18 protein-coding genes are annotated in these 17,799 nt (G+C 64.8%); 9 read left to right on the top strand and 9 right to left on the bottom strand.

Annotated elements, in window-relative coordinates; genetic code table 11:
• Window positions 1-242: 242 nt before the first annotated feature.
• The gene (locus H7U20_RS16690) at window positions 243-1,022 is read left to right on the top strand and encodes a helical backbone metal receptor (protein WP_199760269.1); all 780 of its coding nucleotides are present in this window, start codon (window positions 243-245) and stop codon (window positions 1,020-1,022) included.
• A gap of 78 nt (window positions 1,023-1,100) precedes the next feature.
• On the opposite strand, the gene H7U20_RS16685 is transcribed toward H7U20_RS16690, so the two are convergent.
• The 4 genes from H7U20_RS16685 to H7U20_RS16670 all read right to left on the bottom strand — a co-directional run bounded on the left by H7U20_RS16685 (window position 1,101) and on the right by H7U20_RS16670 (window position 4,991).
• A complete protein-coding gene (locus H7U20_RS16685) occupies window positions 1,101-1,466 on the bottom strand; it encodes an HPF/RaiA family ribosome-associated protein (RefSeq protein ID WP_199760268.1) in 366 nt (121 codons plus the stop codon).
• A gap of 198 nt (window positions 1,467-1,664) precedes the next feature.
• Window positions 1,665-2,330 (bottom strand): DUF1345 domain-containing protein, encoded by a 666-nt coding sequence (locus tag H7U20_RS16680; RefSeq protein WP_199760267.1) that lies wholly within the window; start codon window positions 2,328-2,330, stop codon window positions 1,665-1,667.
• Between the two features lie 188 nt (window positions 2,331-2,518).
• Window positions 2,519-3,790: an MFS transporter gene (locus H7U20_RS16675; protein WP_199760266.1), complete on the bottom strand. Its 1,272-nt coding sequence runs from the start codon at window positions 3,788-3,790 to the stop codon at window positions 2,519-2,521.
• A gap of 172 nt (window positions 3,791-3,962) precedes the next feature.
• Window positions 3,963-4,991, bottom strand: a complete 1,029-nt coding sequence (locus H7U20_RS16670; RefSeq protein ID WP_199760265.1) for a CDP-6-deoxy-delta-3,4-glucoseen reductase — start codon at window positions 4,989-4,991, stop codon at window positions 3,963-3,965.
• Window positions 4,992-5,003: 12 nt separating this feature from the next.
• On the opposite strand from H7U20_RS16670, the gene H7U20_RS16665 reads away from it, so the two are divergent.
• From H7U20_RS16665 to H7U20_RS16655, 3 genes are all read left to right on the top strand, one after another.
• A complete protein-coding gene (locus tag H7U20_RS16665) occupies window positions 5,004-5,900 on the top strand; it encodes an SDR family oxidoreductase (RefSeq protein WP_199760264.1) in 897 nt (298 codons plus the stop codon).
• A 355-nt stretch (window positions 5,901-6,255) separates the two neighbouring features.
• Window positions 6,256-6,501, top strand: a complete 246-nt coding sequence (locus H7U20_RS16660) for a hypothetical protein (RefSeq protein WP_199760263.1) — start codon at window positions 6,256-6,258, stop codon at window positions 6,499-6,501.
• 249 nt (window positions 6,502-6,750) lie between these two features.
• Window positions 6,751-6,990, top strand: coding sequence for a hypothetical protein (locus H7U20_RS16655; protein ID WP_008445950.1), 240 nt, complete (start codon window positions 6,751-6,753; stop codon window positions 6,988-6,990).
• Window positions 6,991-7,212: 222 nt separating this feature from the next.
• Here the strand turns inward: H7U20_RS16655 and H7U20_RS16650 are convergent, their stop codons facing one another.
• The 4 genes from H7U20_RS16650 to H7U20_RS16635 all read right to left on the bottom strand — a co-directional run bounded on the left by H7U20_RS16650 (window position 7,213) and on the right by H7U20_RS16635 (window position 11,469).
• Window positions 7,213-7,419 (bottom strand): hypothetical protein, encoded by a 207-nt coding sequence (locus tag H7U20_RS16650; RefSeq protein ID WP_199760262.1) that lies wholly within the window; start codon window positions 7,417-7,419, stop codon window positions 7,213-7,215.
• Window positions 7,420-7,486: 67 nt separating this feature from the next.
• Window positions 7,487-8,233, bottom strand: a complete 747-nt coding sequence (locus tag H7U20_RS16645) for a glycine-rich domain-containing protein (protein ID WP_199760261.1) — start codon at window positions 8,231-8,233, stop codon at window positions 7,487-7,489.
• A 349-nt stretch (window positions 8,234-8,582) separates the two neighbouring features.
• Window positions 8,583-9,473, bottom strand: a complete 891-nt coding sequence (locus H7U20_RS16640; RefSeq protein WP_199760260.1) for a hypothetical protein — start codon at window positions 9,471-9,473, stop codon at window positions 8,583-8,585.
• A 145-nt stretch (window positions 9,474-9,618) separates the two neighbouring features.
• Window positions 9,619-11,469 carry a CHASE domain-containing protein gene (locus H7U20_RS16635; RefSeq protein ID WP_199760259.1) on the bottom strand — a complete coding sequence of 617 codons (1,851 nt, stop codon included), beginning with the start codon at window positions 11,467-11,469 and terminating at the stop codon, window positions 9,619-9,621.
• 517 nt (window positions 11,470-11,986) lie between these two features.
• Between H7U20_RS16635 and H7U20_RS16630 the strand changes: the two genes are divergently transcribed.
• Window positions 11,987-12,886 carry a hypothetical protein gene (locus H7U20_RS16630; protein ID WP_199760258.1) on the top strand — a complete coding sequence of 300 codons (900 nt, stop codon included), beginning with the start codon at window positions 11,987-11,989 and terminating at the stop codon, window positions 12,884-12,886.
• A 111-nt stretch (window positions 12,887-12,997) separates the two neighbouring features.
• Here the strand turns inward: H7U20_RS16630 and H7U20_RS16625 are convergent, their stop codons facing one another.
• The gene (locus H7U20_RS16625; RefSeq protein WP_199760257.1) at window positions 12,998-14,761 is read right to left on the bottom strand and encodes a glutamine--tRNA ligase/YqeY domain fusion protein; all 1,764 of its coding nucleotides are present in this window, start codon (window positions 14,759-14,761) and stop codon (window positions 12,998-13,000) included.
• 292 nt (window positions 14,762-15,053) lie between these two features.
• On the opposite strand from H7U20_RS16625, the gene H7U20_RS16620 reads away from it, so the two are divergent.
• From H7U20_RS16620 to H7U20_RS16605, 4 genes are all read left to right on the top strand, one after another.
• Window positions 15,054-15,347, top strand: coding sequence for a DnaJ domain-containing protein (locus H7U20_RS16620; RefSeq protein ID WP_199760256.1), 294 nt, complete (start codon window positions 15,054-15,056; stop codon window positions 15,345-15,347).
• 137 nt (window positions 15,348-15,484) lie between these two features.
• Complete coding sequence (locus tag H7U20_RS16615) at window positions 15,485-15,985, top strand: hypothetical protein (RefSeq protein ID WP_199760255.1); 501 nt, start codon at window positions 15,485-15,487, stop codon at window positions 15,983-15,985.
• 2 nt (window positions 15,986-15,987) lie between these two features.
• On the top strand, window positions 15,988-16,767 hold the full coding sequence (locus H7U20_RS16610; RefSeq protein ID WP_199760254.1) for a hypothetical protein: 780 nt from the start codon (window positions 15,988-15,990) through the stop codon (window positions 16,765-16,767).
• Window positions 16,768-16,781: 14 nt separating this feature from the next.
• Window positions 16,782-17,654, top strand: coding sequence for a hypothetical protein (locus tag H7U20_RS16605; RefSeq protein ID WP_199760253.1), 873 nt, complete (start codon window positions 16,782-16,784; stop codon window positions 17,652-17,654).
• Window positions 17,655-17,799: the final 145 nt, after the last annotated feature.

Genomic DNA, 17,799 nt, shown 5'->3' with positions numbered 1-17,799 from the left:
TTGTTCCCTATCTTCAAGTCATGAATGGTAAACAAGGCTATTTGAGAAATCGCAGCATAAATATTATCATTAAATTATTAATTTATTCATAATATTCTTCTTGGATTTCGGCACGTGACGTGCGCTCTATTTGTATGGTTCGACGGAAACAACGTATTGCATCGCAGACGAATCGGCGCGCTATCGCCAACGCGGGCCGCTTGTGGTTCAATAGCGCCGTTATCCCAGCGCAGGACGCAATCATGAGTTTCATCGACGCAATCGGCACCGCGCACGCGGCCGCGCCCCAGGCGCGCATCGTCTCGCTGGTGCCCTCGATCACCGAGTTGCTGTGCGAACTGGGCCTGGCCGGCCAGTTGCTCGGGCGCACCGGCTTTTGCATCCACCCGGCCGAGACGGTGGCCGCGATTCCCAAGGTGGGCGGCACCAAGGACGTCAACGTCGAGAAGATCCGCAAGCTGGCGCCCACCCATCTGGTGGTCAACATCGACGAGAACGAAAAGCCCACCGTCGCGGCGCTGGCCGAGTTCGTCCCGCACATTGTGGTGACCCATCCCAACACGCCGTTCGACAACCTGGCGCTGGTGCGGCTGATGGGCGGCATCTTCTGCGCCGAGCCAGCGGCCGAGGCCTGGTGCGCCGCCTTCGCCGCCGAATACGCCGCCTTGCAGGCCGCGCCGCGCGGCCCGGCGCAGACCATGTTGTATTGCATCTGGCAAGACCCATGGATGAGCGTGTCGGCCGACACCTATATCGCCAACATGCTGGCGCAGATCGGCTGGCGCGTGCCGGCCTTGGGCGCCGGGCGTTATCCGCGCTTCGACTGGTCGCCGCAGTTGCTCGAACAAATCGACGGCGTGCTGCTGTCGAGCGAACCCTATCGCTTCACCGAGGCGCACGCCGACGCGCTGGAAAAACAGATCGGCAAGCCGGTCCTGCTGGTCGACGGGGAAATGCTGTCGTGGTACGGCACGCGCGCCCTGCAGGGGTTGCGCTACCTGCGCCAGCTGGCACAAAACTAAGCCGCCGGCCCCGCGTGGGCGGGGAGGGGCGGCTGTCTGCTCCGTGTGAGGGGCCGGCGGCATGCCGGCCGGGGGGACTTATTCTTCTTCCGCTTCAGCCTCGACGGCGACCGGTGCCGGGGTGTGGCGCTTGCTGTCGTTCAGGCGGCCGAGGGCGCTGTCGATGGCCCGTTTCAGTTTGTCGGCGGCACCGGCGATGGCTTGGTGCAGCGTGGCGGCATGGTCGCTGACGGCGATCGGCTGGTAGCCGGCGACCCGCGCTTCCATCAGGCAGCGATTGTCGCCGTCGGCCGATTTCTGGCTGTTCTTGTCGCTCAGGTGGACTTCGACCCGGCTGATTTGTTCGCCGAAGCGATTGAGGGCGGCGCCGACGACGGTCTGCACGTGTTCATCCAGACTGGCATGATGTTCGATGGTGGTATCGGTGTTGACTTTGATCTGCATATGCTTACTCCCGGTTATACAAAAAGATAAACCCGTCCAACCCAGGTCAAAGCAGTTGCTTCGAGGGCCGCGTGGCGCAGCTTGCGTCGCCATGGCGCGGCCAATGTGCATCTGGTTGAAACGCTGTGCACATGACTTCATATTACTCCTTTTTTTTGCCACCGCCGGTACTCCAGAATGCATAGCCGAGCTAGCCACTCAGGAATTAATCAGACCCGCTGCAATATTGATGGACAGCCCCAATATGACCAGGTTGAAGAAGAAACTCAGCACCGCCTGGCCCAGCACCACCTTGCGCATGGTGCGCGTGTGCACCGACACGTCGGCGGTCTGCGCCGCCACCGCGATGGTGAAGGCGAAGTAGAGGAAGTCCCAGTAGTTCGGCTCCAGCTGCTGGTCGGGGAAGGCGAGCGGCTTGTGGCCGCCGTCGTCGCGGTAGTACAGGTGGGCGTAGTGGAAGCAGAACAGCGTGCCGACCAAAAACCAGGAGCCGAGCAGGGTGGCGATGACGAAGCCGTAATGCCAGGCCTTGTCGCCGTCCGGCAAGTCCTTCAAGGCCGACAACTGCGAGACGATGGCTAGCAAGCTCATCATCGCCGCCGCGCACAGTGTCGCCAGGATCACCGGCGAGCGTTCGTCCTGCAAGGCGGCGGCGCGTTTGACCTGGCCGTGGTCGGCCCGCATCATCATCCAGCCCATGGTCAGCAGATAGGCCCAGACGGCGACGTCCCAGGCCGCCAGCAGGCGCGTCAGGAAGGGCCAGGCGGCCGGCAGGAAGGGGCTGACCACGGCGCCCAGCGCGATCGCCAGACTCAGGTGGGGACGGCTGCGCACGAAGTTGCGGAAGGGTATAGGAACGGACATGGCAGGCGCTGAAAGTGGGTTAGCGCCCATCTTACAAGCAATGCGGGCGGGGCGGCGCCTATTGCTGCTCGGCGACAAGGACGGTGCGGACGGTGCCGCTGGCGGCGCGGTGCCGGCCGTTTGCCGGCGCCATCGTCCGCGCCATTATCCGCGCCACCATCCTCGCCGCCGCCAGCACACCGGCCGCCTCAGGCCGTTTTGGCGTCGCGCTCCTTGGCGTCCAGCGCTTTTTGGTCGTGCGGGAAGCGGTCCATATGGGTCAGCACCGGGAACAACCAGGTCCAAGCGCCGGTGACGGCCAGCGTGGCGGCGCCGCCGAACAGCACGGCGCGCACCAGGCCGAACCAGCCGGCGGTCAGGCCGGACTCGAACTCGCCGAGCTCGTTGGAGGCGCCGATGAACACCGAGTTGACCGCGCTGACGCGGCCGCGAATGGCGTCCGGCGTCTCGTACTGCACCAGCAGGTGGCGGATGTAGACGCTGACCATGTCGCCGGCGCCCATCAGCAACAGCGCGGCCAGCGCGACCACGAAGCTGGTGGTGGCGCCCAGCGCCATGGTGGCGGCGCCGAACACGGCGACGCCGCCGAACATCCACAGGCCGACCCGGCGGGTGATCGGGAAGAAGGCCAGCGCCACCGAGCACAAAGCGGCGCCGATGCCGGGCGCGCTGCGCAGCAGGCCCAGGCCGCTCGGGCCGATGTGCAGCACGTCGTGGGCCAGCGCCGGCAGCAGCGCGGTGGCGCCGCCGAACAGCACGGCGAACAGGTCGAGCGAGATGGCGCCCAGCACGATGGGGCGCGAGCAGACGAAGCGCAGGCCTTCGAGCACGCTGTGCCAGGTGGCCGGTTCGCGGTTGCTGGCCTGCGGCGCGGCGCGCACCAGCCACATCAGCACCACCGACAGCAACAGCAGCAGCGCGGCGATCAGGTAGACGATGTTCGGTCCGGCCAGGTAGAGCAGGCCGCCCAGGGTCGGCCCGGCGATGACGGCGACGTGGAAGCTCGACGAGCTCAGCGCGACCGCCTGGCCCAGGCTGGCCGGCGGCACCAGGTTGACCAGCATGGCCTGGGTGGCCGGCCCCATGAAGGCGCGGGCGCTGCCGAACAGCACCAGGATGGCGAACACCGGCCACACCACGCTCAGGCCGCTGTGGCTGAGCGCCAGCAACAGCAGGCTGCACGCCAGTTGCGCCGTCAGGCAGAGGGCGACGATGTTGCGCCGATTGTAGCGGTCGGCGACGTGGCCGGCCAGCAGGATCAGCAGCAGGAAGGGGGCGAACTGGGCCAGGCCGATCAGGCCCAGGTCGAACAGGTTGCCGGTCAGCGCGTAGACCTGCCAGCCGATCGCCACGTTTTGCATCTGCACGGCGATGGTGCCGAGCACGCGGGCCGTCAGGTAGAAGGTGAAGTTGCGGTGGCGCAGGACGCGGAAACCATTTTCATCGGACGGCTGGGACATGGAAACTTTCGGCGCGGCGGCGCGCGTGAGGAAAGGGCATTTCAGGTTGCCGGGAATGCCGGCTTACCCCAAAGGCGAGGAGCCGGGGTCAGACCCGCGGGGGTCTGACCCCAGTTTGTGCCGCCGGGTGTTGCCGGCGTTCCGGCAAGCCGTGGGCGGCGCTGCGGCGGCCTCAGGGCCGGTTCAGGTCGGCTTCGGTGGTGAAGGCGTCGGCGTAGAATTCCTCGGCCGGCAACTGGCACTGGGCGACGAAATCGCGCTTGGCCGAGTCGACCACGATGGGCGCGCCGCAGGCGTAGACCTGGTGGCCGGACAGGTCGGGCAGGTCGGCCATCACGGCCTGGTGGACGAAGCCGCCACGGCCCTGCCATTGGTCTTCCGCCAGCGGGTTCGACACCACCGGCACGTACTGGAAGTTGGGCAACTGCTCGGCCCACTGGCGGCACAGCGCGTCCATGTACAGGTCCTGCGGGCGGCGGCCGCCCCAGTACAAGGTCATGCTGCGGGTCGACTGCCGGGCGATCATGTGTTCGACGATGGCCTTGATCGGCGCGAAGCCGGTGCCGGAGGCCAGCAGCACCATCGGCTTGTCCGAATCCTCGCGCACGAAGAAGGTGCCGAGCGGGCCTTCGAAGCGCAGGATGTCGCGCTCCTTCATGCTACCGAACACCTGCTCGGTAAACAGGCCGCCGGCCATGTGGCGGATGTGCAGCGTGATCGGCGCCTCGCCGTCGGGCGCGGTGGCCATGCTGTAGCTGCGGCGCTTGCCGTCGCGCAGCATGAATTCGATATATTGTCCGGCGCGGTATTGCAGGCGTTCGTTGGCCGGCAGTTGCAGGGTCAGCACGACGACGTCGGGGGCCACCTTCTCGATGCCGGCGACGCGCGACGGCATCTTCTTCAGCGGATAGTCGCTGCTGCCGGCCACCTCGCGCGCCTCGATCACCAGGTCGCTGTGCGCGCTGGCGCAGCAGAACAGCGAGAAGCCCTGGGCCTCCTCTTCCGGCGTCAGGGCGCGCTGCTGGTGCGCCTTGTGGCTGACCGAGCCGGACACCACCTTGCCCTTGCAGGAGCTGCAGGCGCCGTTCTTGCAGCCGTAGGGCAGGCCGACGCCGGCGCGCATGGCGGCCGCCAGCACGGTTTCGTCTTCCTCGCAGCTGAATTGATGGCCGCTGGGCTGAACAATAATCTGGAACGTCATACAATCCTTGATATGAAAAAAACTCTGAGTCAAAAAATCAACTTGCCGCGCCTGCTCATCCTCGGCTGCGGCGACGTCGGCATGCGCCTGTTGCCGCTGCTGCGCGGGCGCTTCCGCGTGTTCGCCGTCACCAGCCGGCCCGAGCGCCGCGCCGAGCTGCGCGCGCTGGGCGCCGTGCCGCTGCTGGCCGACCTGGACCGGCCGGCCACGCTGCGCCGGCTGGCCGGTCTGGCGCACTATATTGTCCATTTGGCGCCGCCGCAAGCGGACGGTGTGCTGGACCGGCGCACGCGCAATCTGTGCGCCATTTTACCTGAGCGCGCGCGGCTGGTTTATGTCAGCACCAGCGGCGTCTACGGCGACTGCGGCGGCGCTTGGATCGACGAGACGCGGCCGCCGGCGCCGCACAACGGCCGCGCCCAGCGCCGGGTCGACGCCGAGCGGGTGCTGCGGGCTTGGGCCGGCCGCGCCCAAGGCCGGCTGGCGATCCTGCGCGTGCCCGGCATCTACGGCGCCGAGCGCCTGCCGCTCAAGCGTCTGCAGGCCGGCACGCCGGCGCTGCTGGAGGCCGAGGACGTCTACACCAACCACATCCACGCCGACGACCTGGCCGCCATCGTCGCCCGCGCGCTGTGGCGCGGCGCGCCGAACCGGGTCTACCACGCGGTCGACGACAGCGAGATGAAGATGGGCGCCTACTTCGACGCCGTGGCCGACGCCTTCGGCCTGGCCCGTCCACCGCGCCTGCCGCGCGAGCAATTGCGCCAGGTGGTCACGCCGGCGCTGCTGTCGTTCATGTCGGAGTCGCGGCGCATGCGCAACGGGCGGCTGAAAAACGAGCTCGGCGTGCGGCTGCGCTACCCGACGGTGGCCGCGACCTTGGCCGCCTGCGTTGGAGTTCCAACTTAATAATTGGCAAGGAAATACACTATCACTATACGGGCGCGAACAGCGCCAGTGAGCGCGCCGAAAAAGCGGACAGGGACGGGCGGCGCCGGGCGTCGGCCTCGCCAAAAAAAGCAACATGCCTGTTTGCAAGGCAACGATGAAAGCTGGCTGTAAGCTTTGCGGCGCAAACTGACTCCATCTAGCGGCTGACGGTGGCGACTTGATGTGCATCAAGTCCGGGTTTTTCGCATGACGATATTGTGAGCAAAATCGTGGCCGCGACTGCAGATTTGGGTTTGCCGGCCGTTAATTGGTGTATGTTATGTGTTGCCGTGTCGCCACGGTGATTGATTGGCGACCTCTTCAAGGAGTGCATATGTCTACCATCCTGCATCCAACCAAAGAACAGGTCCGGGCGTATATGCATTTGCGCGAGTTCGACCGCCGTCCACCGCCAACCCCGGCGGAAATCCGACAGCAACTAGGCTGGTACGGCTATTCCTCGCTCAATGCATCCTCTGGCAACCAATGCCTTTTCCTCCCCAGCACTATTGCGCAATTGGCCACGCTGTTGGCCGTTGAATGGTGCTTCCTCGCCGCCGGCGTCAGCCGATCCCGTTGATTTTCATTGCTATTTCTATATCAAAAAGCTTCCTAGCATAAGAAATAGCGGTGAAATCTATCAAAAAATCACAAAAATATCACCTGCGTTAGCCGAACGTTAACAGAAGGGTGTATTATGTGGACTGTGCGCTCGAAACCGGCATAAACGACTGCGTTTTACAGTGCTGCCTTGGCATTTCAGCTAAAAATTTTTTATTTTAGTGTCGCTTTTATCCAAAAGGCGGCCAAAAACCTGATTGAAACCATTATGTCTATCAAAGAAATCACGGCGTCGCCTACCTACAATCCAAATCGCGTTTTGGATGCCATCATCGAAAAACTGCAGCTGAAAAACGACGCGGCCCTGTCGCGCGCGCTGGAAGTCGCACCACCGGTGATCAGCAAGATCCGCCACAACACGCTGCCGATTGGCGCGACCATCCTGATCCGCATGCACGAGATCAGCGACTTCAGCATCCGCGAACTGCGCGAGCTGATGGCGGCATAAAGTCGTCACGCGGCCATAGCGGCCGCGACGGCCGCAAGGCTGAATAGGCGCGAGCTATGGCTCGCGTTTTTTTTCGTCTTTTTTTTGCCACGGCTGTGGCCGGAGTGCTGCAAGGAAGCGGCCGACGAAGCGACCGGACGCAAACAAGCCGGCCGCGTCGCGGCCAGGTTTGCCGGCTCGGGCAGGGCGCGCGCCGCCTGATCGGCGGGCGGCGCCAGCCGATCAGGCCGAGGTACTGATGGTGGTGCCGATCTTCTGTCCGCTGGTGTTGACCGATGGTGTGGAAGCGGTCGGAGCTGGTGGCGGGGCAACACGTTCGGCCGGCTTGTCGATCTGCTTGGGCGGTTCGGCCTGCTTGGTCGGTGCCGCCGGCACTACGCTGGCGCTGCTCGCCGCACTGCTGCTGGAGGGGATGGCGCTGATGCTCATGATGCGCTCCTGAAATGAGGGCCGGGCGTGCCGCCGTCAAGCGAGACGGCGGCACTGGCTGAGGCGCCTAGGCGCTCAGACGCGGCCGGGTCGAATACAAATTCTCCGTGGTCGACGCGCTCGGCACTCCGGAATAGGCCGCCGCTTGCTGCTGCGGCACGCCGGAGTAGGCCGACATATTCTGCGTCGGTACACCAGAGTATGCCATCTTCTGCGCCGGCACGCCCGAATACACCACGTTCGGCACGCCGGAATAGGCGGTTCCCTTGGCTTGCTGCGCCGGCACGCCCGAGTAGGCGACGGCCGGCACGCCGGAATAGGCGGTGCCCATGGCCTGCTGCTGCGGCACGCCCGAGTAGGCGACGGCCGGCACGCCGGAGTAGGCGCTGGCCTGTTGCGCCGGCACACCGGAATACGCCTGGGCGGCGGGACGCAGATAACTGTCGCCGAAGGTCGCCTCATACAGTTCACGCATGCGCTCGCCGACGCGGTGGTGAGCCGCCTCGTCATCCTCGCCGCGCAGGCCGAGGTAGGGGAAGTGGTGCAGGAAGTAACCGAACACGGCCTGGCAGTCGGCGGCGTATTTCATCGTGTCAAGAATGTGGTAATGCCAGAAGATATCGACGTCAAACAGCGGCGCCGTCTGCTCCTGCGGATAGGTTTTCATCAGATACAAGAAGCGGCGATATTCGAATTCGACGGCGTTGACTTGGTCGAGCGACCAACCCTCACCCGACTCGGCGTGCATCAGTTTGACCTTGATCGGTTCGAGGTCGAGAGCGGCGATCACTTTGAAGCTGTCATTGGAAATCATGGATGAAAACCCTTTGAAATAATGAGTGTGCTATGGAGGATGGGGTGAAATCGTGCGGCCGGGCGGTGCGTGGATTCGGCACCGGAAGGCGCTGCGTTCGATTGGCTGGCTTGGCCAAACAGTCGAATTGCCTTGCGTCAACTATCCCAGTATAGGCAATGCAATGCCGATTTCAACCACAAACTTCCAAAAGTGTAGGCGAATTGCACAAGGTGTTGCTTGCAAAATTGTAGTTAATCGCTGCGGATTTGATAGTGTCTGAACGGCGACACAGTGGCGGACATGCTGAAGTAAAAACAACCCCGCCGGTGGGCGGCGGGGCTGGGGTGCTTAAACGACAATCACACTATTAGTTCGCCGGGTTCAGGCGTGGCCGCTCGGTGTAGAAGCTGGCCAGGCGGGCATTCTCGATGGCCGCGCTGGCCTGGGCGGCGCTGGCGCCCGAGTAGGCGGTCTGGCCGGCGGCGCCGGAATAGGCGGTCTGCGCGGAGGCGGCGCCCGAATAGGCGGTCTTAGCGGCGGCGCCCGAGTAGGCGGTCTGCGCGGCGGCGGCACCGGAATACGCCGTCTTGGCGGCGGCGCCCGAGTAGGCGGTCTGCACGGCGGCGGCGCCGGAATACGCGGTCTTGGCGGCGGCGCCCGAGTAAGCGGTCTGCACGGCGGCAGCGCCGGAATACGCGGTCTTGGCGGCGGCGCCCGAGTAGGCGGTCTGCGCGGCGGCGGCACCGGAATACGCGGTCTTGGCGGCGGCGCCCGAGTAGGCCGTCTGCGCGGCGGCGGCGCCGGAATAAGCCGTCTCGGCGGCGGCGGCGCCCGAGTAGGCGGCCTGGTTGGCCACGCCGGAATAGGTGGCGTCGGCGCGCACATAGTCCTCGCCGAAGGTCTGCTCGTACAACTCCTTCATGCGCTGGCCGACGCGCAGGTGGGCTTGCTCGTCGTCCTCGCCGCGCAGGCCGATGTAGGGGAAGTGGTGCAGGAAATGGCCGAACACGGCGTCGCAGTCGACCGCGTACTTCATCGTGTCGAGGATGTGGTAGTGCCAGAAGGTGTCGACGTCGACCAGCGGCGCGGTTTGCTCGTTGGGGAACTTTTTCATCAAAATCAGGAAGCGGCGATACTCGAACTCGATCGCGTTGGCGTGCTCCAGGGTCCAGCCCTCGCCGGATTCCCGGTGCATCAGCTTGACTTTGATGGGTTCCAGATCCAGTTGGGCAATTGCGTCGAATGTGGTCGAGGTCATGAGTGATTCCCTTTCAGTGATACGGGTTGATGAAAAGCATGCAAGTTGATTTTTGTCCATTGCCATCCAATACATATTGATATTTATCAATGTTTAGTCAGGATATTCCTAACGCTGTCGGAGGATGCCGGGGGCGGCCGCGCGCTCAGGCCGCCACATCGTCGGCCACCGCGTTGGCGTCGTCGACGCCAAAGCCGGCCGGCGCCTGGTGTTCGATCGGCACCGACACCGTCACCGTGGTGCCGGCGTTGGCGCTGCCGCTGATGGCGCACTGGCCGCCGAGGATGCTGATGCGCTCCTCGATGCCGACCAGGCCGAAGGAGCCGATCTTGTTGCGGCTGTTGGCGCGGATGCCGACGCCGTTGTCGCTGATGGTCATGCTGAGCATGCCGTGCTGCTGGCGCAGCTCGACCCGCACCAGGCTGGCCTTGGCGTGCTGCAGGATGTTGCTGAGCGATTCCTGCAGCACGCGGAAGAAGGCGGTGGCGCAGTGGTCGTTGATGGCGATGTCGTGCTGGTGGCCGTGCAGCTCGCAGACCATGCCGGAGCGCTGGCGGAACTGGGCGATCTGCCACTCGACGGCGGCGGCCAGGCCCAGGTCGAGCACGGTCGGACGCAGGTCGTTGATGATGTGGCGCACGCTCTTGATGGTGGTGTCGATCTGGCTCAGCGTCAGGCGGGCGCGGGCGTGCAGGCGCGGATGGCGCAGGCGCGTGCGCGAGGCCAGCATGTCGGCCTCGATGCGCAGCACCAGCAGGTTCTGTCCCAGGTCGTCGTGGATCTCGCGGGCGATGCGCTTGCGTTCCTGCTCCTTGATCTGGTCGGCGTGGGCGGCCAGGCGGCGCAGCTTGTGGTGCGACATCTGCAGCTTGGCCTGGCTGTCGCGCAATTCCTGGGTCATCGCCTTGGCCATCTTGATGGCGCGCAGGCGCGACGACGACAGGGTGTGGAACAGCGCGTAGATCAGCAAGGTGCCGGCGAAGCCGGTGAGCAGGGCCAGCCAGGGCAGGTAGGCGTCGAAGCTGGTGTACCAGTCGGACTTGGGGGCGCTGAAGCGGGCCTTCCAGGCGCGGCCGTTGAAGTCCAGCGGCAGCACGATGGAGAACAGCTGGTTCTCGGCCAGCGGGCGGACGCCGCGCGGCAGGCTGTCGAACAGCAGCAGGTCGCCCGGCTCGGCCTGGCGCAGGATGGGGTCGGAGCTCTTGCCGCCGTCGTACAGCGACAGGCGCACGTCGCGCACCGGCATCTCGTCGAGCGCGCCCTGCACCAGGCGGTGCACGCTGAAGCCGATGCCCACCGTGCCCAGGTAGGCGGCGCGGCGCTGCGCCACGTTGTGCAGCGGCAGCGCGTTGCGGTAGACCGGCAGGCGCATCGCCAGGCCGGACTGGCGCGGCTTGCTGAGGATGTCGATCGGCTGGCCCGAGGCGCTCAGCGTGTTGCTGTCGCGCGCACGCGCCAAGACGCTGGCGACGTGCTCGCGGGCGGCGATGTCGAGGCCGAACTTCTCGGCGAAGGGCTGGACCGGTTCGAGCATGGTGATGACGGAGTAGTCGGCGCGGCGGCCGGGCGGGGTGATGTGCAGCGGCGGGTAGCCGTCGCGCGCCAGCTCGGCCGGATCGTCCATGGCCCGCTCGAAGTCGGCGCGCTGCGCCTCGGTCAGGTATTGCGCGTAGTTGATGTTGTCGATCGCCGGGAAGTGCTGCTGCAGGTCGAGGCCGGCGACGTAGTGGTGGAACTTGCTGCGGCTGACCTGCTCGGTGGCCTGGACAAAGCTGGCCGCGCCGCGCAGCACGTCGGTGTAGGCCTTGATGCGCGAGGCGATGGCGTATTGGGTGTTGCGCGCCTGGTGCTTGAAGCGCTGGCCGGCGTCGTGCTCGATCGAGCGGGCGGTGATGAAGTAGAGCAGCGCGCCCACCCCCAGCGACAGCAGTACCCCGCTCCACCAGACCGGTTTTTTGGGGGAGAGGACGAATTTGTGCGCGAGGAAGGCAGGCATGGTGCGGTGGCTCGAAGCTGCTCCTTGTGCTGAACGTCCGGCGGGACGGGGTGGATTGGACAATATTGCACAAATATATAAACGACTGCTTATGCGAGTCAAGGAACTTTTTATCAAAATGTCACTTCTGACAGGATAGTCACGGCGGTCGGGCGAGCCACGGCTAAAGAAATCTCCCGCAAGGCACTCCAGGCGGCCGAGCGCGTCCAGCTGGAAGCTCGGCGCAATGCCGAGCTGGGGGAGGCCGTCAAGTAGCGGCCGGGCCAAGCGCGGCCACGTGGCCGCCCCAGATAAAGGGGAGAGGGGGAGCTGAGGTGCTCCAGCAGCAAGAAAATGAACTATCCCTCGTTTTATCCTACTCATGGAAAAGCTCACAACTTTTCACTGCGTAGGGGGAGCATGCAATGCAATGCGATGAAATCGAATTGCGGCGTGGAACCGGCAAAAATATGCTTTTTCCAGTGGGCGGACTCTTGCTACCTCCTGCATTCTTTATTCTTAAGTATAGGAACAGACTATGAGCAACAATATCGGGCCAAATTTCAATCCCGGATTCAGTGGCGGTTCATCCCAGCCACCGCCGGCTACTACTTCGCCAGCTCCCGCGCCATCTGTGCCGACGACGCCCAGTCTGCCGTCAATTGCCTCGCTGCAAACTAATCGGCCGGCCTGGTTGGCCAGCCCCGGCGCCGGAGCGTCAGCCGGAACGTCGCCAGCTCCGGCGGTGGCACGTGGTGGCCGCAAGTTTAAGGGGGCAGGGCTTACGTTGAATGTCTCGCCAACGGTTGTTTCGGGGGGCGTTGACATGGCAAAGTTGCGTCTCGTCTCAAATGGGAGTACCCATTTCCATGGATCGAGGTCGGGTAGTCTGATTACTTTCCACGAGTCGACACGTGAAGATTTGCGTGGCAGCTTGTTGCCGATGGGCGCGCTGATCGACGCCGGCGCGGCGGTGTTCACCGGGGAGCGTGGTAATTCCTTTGACGCAGATGGTCTTAATCGGAATAACCTGTCAGTCGTCGACGAGCACAACGTTATTGAGGCCATTAATTATGCAGGCGATACTTCGCTTGCGAGGAAGTCGCCGGTGCTCAGTGCGGCGAGCAATTCGTCCAATGAGACGCCGGAAGTAGCTGCATTTCACGCCAACGCTCGGGCTGCTATGGATCTATTGGCCGCCTCCCCCGACATGCTGGCACTGGTCAATGAGGGCTTCCCGGTCATCTATGGACTGACACCCGACCAGGACAATCTGCAGGCCGCTTCATCTGCAATTAAAGGTGAAGTTGGTGTCCCTGGTGGCGTTACGCGAGAAAATATCAAAGCTATTTTCGTACCGGCCGACAAAGTGGCTGTAGTCCAGTCGCTTGTCGGTGAAGCGATTCATGTCGCGGCAATCTCGACGTTCAAAAGTTAGCCGCTTTGGTTCCGGGGGCATTTATACCCCTTAAAACAAAAAATGCCGTTCAGTCTTAACTGAACGGCATTCCCCCGAAGGGCGGTTGGCGCGGTGGCGGGACGGCCGGGCTTACTTGGCGACCCAGCTGTCCTTCAGCGTGACGATGCGGTTGAACACCGGCTTGCCGGCCGTCGAGTCGACCCGGTCGGCGACGAAGTAGCCGTGCCGCTCGAACTGGTAGCGCTGGTCCGGCAGGGCCGCGCTCATGCCTGGCTCCAGGTAGGCGGTGACCACTTCCTTGGCGTTCGGATTGAGCGCGCCGATGAAGTCCTTGCCGCCGGCGTCCGGCTGCGGGTCGCTGAACAGGCGGTCGTACAGGCGCACCTCGGCCTGCAGCGCGGTGGCGGCCGAGACCCAGTGGATGTTGCCCTTGACCTTGTAGTTGTCCGAACCCGGCGTGCCCGACTTGGAGTCCGGGAAGTGCTTGACGTGGACGGCGATGACCTTGCCGTCGGCGTCCTTGTCGTAGCCGACGCACTCGGTGACGAAACCGTGGCGCAGGCGCACCCGGCTGCCCGGCGCGTCGCCGATCGGCGGGTAGTAGCGGAAGTAGCCCTTGCTCGGCGTCTCCATGAAGTCGTCGGCCTCGATCCACAGCTCGCGCGTGAAGGGGAAATTGCGCACGCCGCGCTCGGGGAAGTGCGGGTGCACCGGCGACTGGCAGTCGACGCTGTCGTGCTCGCCGAAGTTGTCGACGATCAGTTTCAGCGGCCGCAGCACGGCGGTGGCGCGCGGCGCCTTCGGATCGAGATCCTCGCGCAGGCAGCCTTCCAGCGTGCTCATGTCGATCCAGCCGTCCGACTTGGTCACGCCGATGCGCTCGCAGAACAGTTGGATGGCTTCCGGCGTGTAACCGCGGCGGCGCAGGCCGACGATGGTCGGCATGCGCGGGTCGTCCCAGCCGTCGACGATCTTCTCGTCGACCAGCTGGCGCAGCTTGCGCTTGCTGGTGACGACATAGGTCAGGTTGAGGCGCGAGAACTCGTACTGGCGCGGCACCGGTTGCTGGAAGAAGCCGCCCTCGGCCAGGGTGGCCAGCAGCCAGTCGTAGAACGGCCGGTGGTCCTGGAACTCCAGCGTGCAGATCGAGTGGGTGATCTGCTCGAGCGCGTCCGAGATCGGGTGGGTGTAGTCGTACATCGGGTAGATGCACCAAGCGTCGCCGGTGCGCACGTGGTGGGCGTGGCGGATGCGGTAGATGGCCGGGTCGCGCAGGTTCATATTGGGCGAGGCCATGGCGTCGTCGCTGGTCTTGGCGCGCAGGATGTGCTCGCCGTCGGCGAACTTGCCGGCCTTCATGTCGCGGAACAGTTGCAGCGACTCCTCGCGCGGGCGGTCGCGGAACGGCGAGTTCTTGCCCGGCGTGCCGAAGTTGCCGCGGTTGGCGGCCATGTCGTCGGCGCTCTGGCTGTCGACGTAGGCGAAGCCGGCCGTGATCAGGTACTCGGCCATGGCATACAGCTGGTCGAAGTAGTCGCTGGCGTAGTGCAGGTGGTGCTCGGTGCCCTGCGGACCTGCGTGGTCGTAGCTGAAACCGAGCCACTTGACGCTGTCGATGATGGTGTCGACGTATTCCTGCTCTTCCTTGGCCGGATTGGTGTCGTCGAAGCGCAGATGGCAGCGGCCGTCGTAGTCGCGCGCCAGGCCGAAGTTCAGGCAGATCGACTTGGCGTGGCCGATGTGCAGATAGCCGTTCGGCTCGGGCGGGAAGCGGGTGATCACCGGCGGCAGGCCGGCGCGGCTGTGGGTGCCGGCTGCCAGGTCGGCCTCAACGATGGCGCGCAGGAAATTGGAGGTCAGTGCCGGTGCGGGGCTGTTTTTATCGTTGCTCATCTGGGAAGTTGCTTTGTTAGGGGTAGAGTTGGAGGGCATTTTACCGTATCACCCCGCCGCTCGGCGGCCGATCACGGCAAAACTTGCCTGCTCGGCAACGCCGGGCGGCCGCCCGGGACGCCGTCCGCCGGCTCGCGCGCCGTTTCCGCCCGCCTTTCTTCCGTCTTTCCGCCTTCTTTTCCCCCTCAAGTGCCAGCATGTCGGCGCCGCCGGCGCCGCCGCCCGCCGCTGCCCCTCGTTCTATAGGATAATTCGTCTTTAATTGTTTTGGCATTCGGCCCGGAGTTTCCTTATGGAAAATTTATACAATGTGCTCGGTGTCGCGCCCAACGCTTCCGACGAGGAAATCAAGAAGGTCTACCGTTCGCTGGCGATGCGTTTCCACCCGGACCGCAACGACGCCCCCGGCGCCGAGCAGCGCTTCAAAAGCATCACCAAGGCCTACGAGATCCTGTCCGATCCCGTCAAGCGCGACGAATACAACCAGAGCGTGAACCACCGCATCATCCTCGATGCGGAAGGCGAGGCCTACCAGATGTGGCGCGCCGTCTTCAATCTGCACGGCAGCGTGCTGCCGGCGAACTGAAACGGGCGCCTTGGCGCCGGACCCGGCCGCCGCCTTCATCCAGGAACGGCCGGCACAGGCCGGCACAAGCCACACCGCAAGCACGGGCGTCCGGCGCCCCGCAAGAACCAGACAGCACCATTTAGAGAAAGAACGTCATGAGAAAAGTACACCCCGAATTTGCCTATCAGTCGCGCGAGCTGGGCGGCCAGATCGACGGCATTCTGGGCGATCCGCCCGATCGCAAAAACTACCAGAACATGGTCGACGCCCTGGTCTCCGAGTACGCCAGCGGCGCCGGCATCGAGGACGTCAACATGCTGGCCTTCGCGCTGGTCGACCACATCCAGTTCTCCGACCCCAAGGGCCTGCTGGCCGAGGCCGAGGACTACGAGTTCGGCGACCCGTCGCGCGTCTTCGCCATGGCCTCCTGCGCCGGCGAAGAGGCGGCCAAGATGTACGCCGCGCTGGAGGAAAGCCTGCCCGACCTGGCGCGCCAGGCCATCATCACCGCCTTCCTGTTCAAGAACCCGCGTAAATGGGACGACGACGACCAGTCGCTCGACCAGTTGTCGGCCAACGACGACGGCGACGACGTGCATGACGACGACGACGTGACCGACGAGTTCGCCCAGATGTTCGACCAGGATGGAGACTGACCATGACTGAAAAAAGCAATCTGCCGGCACTCACCAAGCAGGTCACCGAACTGGTGTTGGCCGGCTCGCTGGGCCACGCCGAACAAGCCTTCTCCGAGGCGGCCGACCAGTACGGCGACCTGGCCGTGGTCGAGGTGTTGAACAACATCCCGCCGCAGGTCACCGCGCTGCACATGGCCGGCTTCGACGGCGGCAAGATGTCGCTGGCGACGCTGCTGGTGCCGCCCAAGGCCTGGGCCGACAGCCTGGCCTTCTTCGCCGCCACCTGGGGCGACGACCTGATCGAGGACGACCCGGAGCGCATCGCCGAGTCGCTGTTCGCCCACATCCACGGCGTGGTCTTCGCCACCGACGACGAGGAGCGCCGCCACGCGCTGCTGGCCGAGGCCTCGGCCACCGACTGGGGCTCGACCGCCTTCGCCATCCTGTTCTCGATGGCGCCCAAGGAGATCCTGGAAGTGGCCGGCGAGATCATCTCGAAAGGCCCCTACCTGACCGGCCAGACCTCGTCCGACAACGACGTCGTGCCGCTGGCGGTGGAGCTGGCCAAGGCCTCCGAAGACGGCTGGGACCGCGCCCTGTTCGAGCTGTTCCCCGAGTTCCGCCACAGCGCCGACCTGGCCGACGCCGAGTTCAGCGACGACCCGGACGAGGAGCCGGCGTTCCTGCAGCGCTCCACCAAGGAGCTGCTGTACCGCCTGCGCAAGCAGGTGCCGTCGAGCCGCAGCGTGTCTGCCCGCACCAGCGCGCGCCGCAGCCTGGGCAGCGGCATCTTCTCCTGATGGAAGCCGGACACATGCTGCCTGCGTTAGTCGTAGAAAACCTGCCGCGGCTGACCCGCGCGATCAAGCAACTGGCCGCCGATCCGCGCGAGGACGCCGCCGTCAACCTGGCCGACGAACTGGCCGGCATCACCGCCATGGTGGCCGAGAAGTTCACCAACGAGCGCACCGCCGACGGCATCCAGAAGGCGCTGCAACTGACCGTGGGCGGCGTCTCGCTGGGCCTCGACAGCGTGCTGCTGGACGAGGGCGACGGGGCGGCGCTGGACTTCCTCATCGAGCACGGCGCCGAGGCGGCCTTCCAGGCCGGCTACCGCCTGATCCGCGAGTTGTCGGCGCTGCCCGAGGACGCCCTGGTCGGCGAGTACGACCAGGACCCGGTGTACACCCAGCGCCGCCTGCGCGACCTGTTCGTCGACCTGTGCCAGGCCGACCCGAACCAGAACTGGTCGGGCTACGAGCGCTACGCCGTCATGCTCAAGCAGCGCAAGGAGGTGCAGGCCATCGTCCGCCTGGCCGGCTGGCTGCGCCGCCATCACGAGCGCGGCCCGGTCAACGACAGCGACCTGAACGCCGAGGGGGTGATCGCGCTGGCCATCATCTTCGCCATCGAGGGTGGTGGGCGCGTTGTCGCCCGCACCGGGCAGAAGGAGTTCGAGCGCTTCGTCAAGGCGGTGCGCAAGAACAAGCCGGACTTCGAGGAGGGCTGGGCCGCGCTGTTGGCCAAAGTGCCGGTGCAACACCACCCGGTGCTGCTCGATCGCATCGCCAGCTATCGCGACCACTGCACGGTGGTGCAGAACATTCGCGGCCGCACGGCCATGAAGACCCTGTTCGCCGAGTTGGAGAACTACGCCGGCTCGGAGCTGGACGCCGACTACGATTGACGTGTTGATGTGTTGATGTGTTGACGTGTTGGCGTGTTGACGTGTTGATATGTTGGCGTGTTGGCGTGGCGGATCGGCGGAAGGGCGGCGCAAATGCGCCGCCTTTTTTTTCGAACGGCCGCGCGCCGCAGATGCCGGCCAACCC

The sequence above is a fragment of the Rugamonas violacea genome (assembly GCF_016461825.1).
Lineage (GTDB): Bacteria > Pseudomonadota > Gammaproteobacteria > Burkholderiales > Burkholderiaceae_D > Rugamonas.
The sequence above is the reverse complement of the archived record's forward strand: the minus strand, read 5'-3'. Positions and strand labels throughout refer to the sequence as shown.

Excerpts from the sequence above, each read along its gene's own strand:
- H7U20_RS16665 (WP_199760264.1), top strand. The coding sequence starts at position 5,004 with ATGAAAAAAACTCTGAGTCAAAAAATCAACTTGCCGCGCCTGCTCATC.
- H7U20_RS16640 (WP_199760260.1), bottom strand. The coding sequence starts at position 9,473 with ATGACCTCGACCACATTCGACGCAATTGCCCAACTGGATCTGGAACCC.
- H7U20_RS16605 (WP_199760253.1), top strand. The coding sequence starts at position 16,782 with ATGCTGCCTGCGTTAGTCGTAGAAAACCTGCCGCGGCTGACCCGCGCG.
- H7U20_RS16690 (WP_199760269.1), top strand. The coding sequence starts at position 243 with ATGAGTTTCATCGACGCAATCGGCACCGCGCACGCGGCCGCGCCCCAG.
- H7U20_RS16630 (WP_199760258.1), top strand. The coding sequence starts at position 11,987 with ATGAGCAACAATATCGGGCCAAATTTCAATCCCGGATTCAGTGGCGGT.
- H7U20_RS16670 (WP_199760265.1), bottom strand. The coding sequence starts at position 4,991 with ATGACGTTCCAGATTATTGTTCAGCCCAGCGGCCATCAATTCAGCTGC.
- H7U20_RS16645 (WP_199760261.1), bottom strand. The coding sequence starts at position 8,233 with ATGATTTCCAATGACAGCTTCAAAGTGATCGCCGCTCTCGACCTCGAA.
- H7U20_RS16680 (WP_199760267.1), bottom strand. The coding sequence starts at position 2,330 with ATGTCCGTTCCTATACCCTTCCGCAACTTCGTGCGCAGCCGTCCCCAC.
- H7U20_RS16655 (WP_008445950.1), top strand. The coding sequence starts at position 6,751 with ATGTCTATCAAAGAAATCACGGCGTCGCCTACCTACAATCCAAATCGC.
- H7U20_RS16685 (WP_199760268.1), bottom strand. The coding sequence starts at position 1,466 with ATGCAGATCAAAGTCAACACCGATACCACCATCGAACATCATGCCAGT.
- H7U20_RS16610 (WP_199760254.1), top strand. The coding sequence starts at position 15,988 with ATGACTGAAAAAAGCAATCTGCCGGCACTCACCAAGCAGGTCACCGAA.
- H7U20_RS16675 (WP_199760266.1), bottom strand. The coding sequence starts at position 3,790 with ATGTCCCAGCCGTCCGATGAAAATGGTTTCCGCGTCCTGCGCCACCGC.
- H7U20_RS16615 (WP_199760255.1), top strand. The coding sequence starts at position 15,485 with ATGAGAAAAGTACACCCCGAATTTGCCTATCAGTCGCGCGAGCTGGGC.
- H7U20_RS16625 (WP_199760257.1), bottom strand. The coding sequence starts at position 14,761 with ATGAGCAACGATAAAAACAGCCCCGCACCGGCACTGACCTCCAATTTC.
- H7U20_RS16635 (WP_199760259.1), bottom strand. The coding sequence starts at position 11,469 with ATGCCTGCCTTCCTCGCGCACAAATTCGTCCTCTCCCCCAAAAAACCG.
- H7U20_RS16650 (WP_199760262.1), bottom strand. The coding sequence starts at position 7,419 with ATGAGCATCAGCGCCATCCCCTCCAGCAGCAGTGCGGCGAGCAGCGCC.
- H7U20_RS16660 (WP_199760263.1), top strand. The coding sequence starts at position 6,256 with ATGTCTACCATCCTGCATCCAACCAAAGAACAGGTCCGGGCGTATATG.
- H7U20_RS16620 (WP_199760256.1), top strand. The coding sequence starts at position 15,054 with ATGGAAAATTTATACAATGTGCTCGGTGTCGCGCCCAACGCTTCCGAC.